The following is a 1,959-nucleotide window of genomic DNA, read 5'->3' as shown; positions in this document are numbered from 1 at the left end:
GTGGCCCCGGCTCGCGCGGCGGAACTGGCGCGCCGTCAGCGGGCGCGTCGGTCTTTTGCTGGCCACCCAGCTGGCGCTCTTCGCGTGCGTGGGGACAACTGGCACGTTTATTCCGCCTATCCTGACGCACCGGGCGGCGCCTACGCCAACGTTGCGATCCGCAGTCAACGCTCGGGCGAGTGCCTCACGGTCCTGAACCAGGTCGCGCAGCCGGCGGGATTCGGAAACGAGGTGTCTCCGCGCCCCTGCAACAACTCTGCTGCCCAGGAATGGGCAAGTACCCGTAGCGCGGACGGCTACATCAACTACTTCAACTTCCAGTACCGGGTCTGCCTCGACGGCGGCTACGGGGACACCTACGGGTTTCCGGAGAACGGCTGCAACGCACACGGCGAGAACCACTACCAAGACTGGTACTACCTTCCCGCCGCCGTTTGACCTGTCTTTCCACCTCCGTCCGTCCGGTGCCTCTTCACAGTCGCTTCGTGAGCCGCGAGTTCTTCCGGGGTGCCCAGGAAGGCAGGACCGCAGCACGCCGGAAGACGCTGGACCACCATGGCGACGGCCTCCTGTGCTGTAGCCGCCGGGCCGACCGTCTGGTTTCGGAGCGGGCCGGAGACCCAGTACATGCCCCCCCGCAGCGGGCTGAATGTAAGGGATGTCCCAGGTCCACCGCTGTCCGGTGCAACGGCTGAAGTGGAGTTCTCCCATCCCGGTCCAGGGGAACAGTTGCCGCAGGGACGGCTCGGCGTAGGCCGCTTCCAACAGTTCCCCTCGTACTCGCCCGTTGTCTCGTACTGCCTGCCAGCCTGCTTCAACGGCGGCGTCGCGCGCTGCATCTCCGTTCACGTCACCATCGTGCACGAGGGGTGCGGCCGACCGGGGACACTGACTTGATCGGACAATCCCTTGAACTTGATCACATCAGGGCGTCCTGCGGGACGCCTGACCTTGCGGGGCGACGCGCTGGACGGCCGGTGCGGATGCTCGTCGACCTGGCGCTCGCGCCGGAACACCGCCGCGGTGACGGGGCTCTTTACGGCGGCCTCGGCTACCTGCTCAAGGAACGGGTGGGCCGGGTCGAGGAGTTCCTGGACGCGCTGCACCGGGTGGCGGCCGGCGGAAGCGGGGCTGTCCGCCAGGGCCGCTTGAGGTCGCGTCGTCGGACGCGGTGCTGCGGGCAAGGGGGCGGCCGTTTCATCGGTCCGGCATGGAGTCCCGGGACCTGGCGAGCAGCACCGAGGCCTGATAGCGGATGCTGGGTGCGACGGTCGTGTCCTGCTGGAGCGCGCGAAGTGCCGTCCGCGCCAGCTGCGGGTCGCGCTGCCACAGCCGTTTGGCGGCCCACAGACGGCTGAAGCTGTCCGTCGTGGGGGCGAGAGCGAGCTTCTCGAGCAGTTCGGCGCCGCTGGGATTGGTGTCCGACAGGGACGCCGCCGCCGACACACGCTCGCGGTCGGCCATGGTGGAGTCGTGCGCGAGGAAGTGCAGCAGCTCCGCCCCTTCGGAGGGGGTGAGCTCCGTCAGCTGCTCCGCCGCTTTCAATCGCTCATGCGAGGGCACGGCGCGATCACGGCCGAGAGCGTTCAGGTGCTGGAGGGCGAACGCCGAGTCGAATGCGGCCATCGCCAGTGCCGCGCGCGGATCGCCCGCTGGATCGAGTCTGGTCGCTGTCCATATGGCGGCCGCGCGGTCGTAGGCGTCCAGGGTTCCGTCCTGGGCGAGCGCGCGGAGGATGGGGGCGGCTTCCCCCAGGCCGGATCTGGCGAGTTCCTCAGCCGCAAGCGTGCGACTGAGGCCGTCCAGTGTGGCGTCGTGGGCGAGTCCGCGGGTCAGTTCGATGCCGGCCGCCTGGTCGAAATCGGTCAGCACCAGCGCCGCGATCACACGGTGGTGTCCGCCCAGCGACTGGTCGCTGACCAGTCGGCGGAGCAGACCCACGGTGCTGACGATGATGTC

The 1,959-nt window shown here is 68.7% G+C and carries 2 protein-coding genes and 3 pseudogenes; 2 read left to right on the top strand and 3 right to left on the bottom strand.

Annotated features, from left to right (window positions below; genetic code table 11):
• Positions 1 to 438: pseudogene (locus ABZ646_RS45915) on the top strand (hypothetical protein); the annotation flags it as partial.
• Here the strand turns inward: ABZ646_RS45915 and ABZ646_RS45910 are convergent.
• Together ABZ646_RS45910 and ABZ646_RS45905 are read right to left on the bottom strand one after the other, a co-directional pair.
• Complete coding sequence (locus tag ABZ646_RS45910; RefSeq protein ID WP_360533550.1) at positions 417 to 629, bottom strand: DUF6193 family natural product biosynthesis protein; 213 nt, start codon at positions 627 to 629, stop codon at positions 417 to 419. The pseudogene ABZ646_RS45915 and the gene ABZ646_RS45910 sit on opposite strands and share 22 nt — an antisense overlap.
• An 82-nt stretch (positions 630 to 711) precedes the next feature.
• Positions 712 to 849, bottom strand: a pseudogene (locus ABZ646_RS45905) (DUF6193 family natural product biosynthesis protein); the annotation flags it as partial.
• Between the two features lie 194 nt (positions 850 to 1,043).
• Here ABZ646_RS45905 and ABZ646_RS45900 point away from each other — a divergent pair.
• A pseudogene (locus ABZ646_RS45900) lies at positions 1,044 to 1,127 on the top strand (DNA-binding response regulator); the annotation flags it as partial.
• Positions 1,128 to 1,197: 70 nt separating this feature from the next.
• Here ABZ646_RS45900 and ABZ646_RS45895 read toward each other — a convergent pair.
• The coding region (locus ABZ646_RS45895; RefSeq protein ID WP_360533547.1) for a hypothetical protein at positions 1,198 to 1,959 on the bottom strand (762 nt) is incomplete at its 5' end.

Origin of the sequence: Streptomyces sp. NPDC007162 (assembly GCF_040634175.1) — a bacterium.
GTDB lineage: Bacteria > Actinomycetota > Actinomycetes > Streptomycetales > Streptomycetaceae > Streptomyces.
The sequence above is the reverse complement of the archived record's forward strand: the minus strand, read 5'-3'. Positions and strand labels throughout refer to the sequence as shown.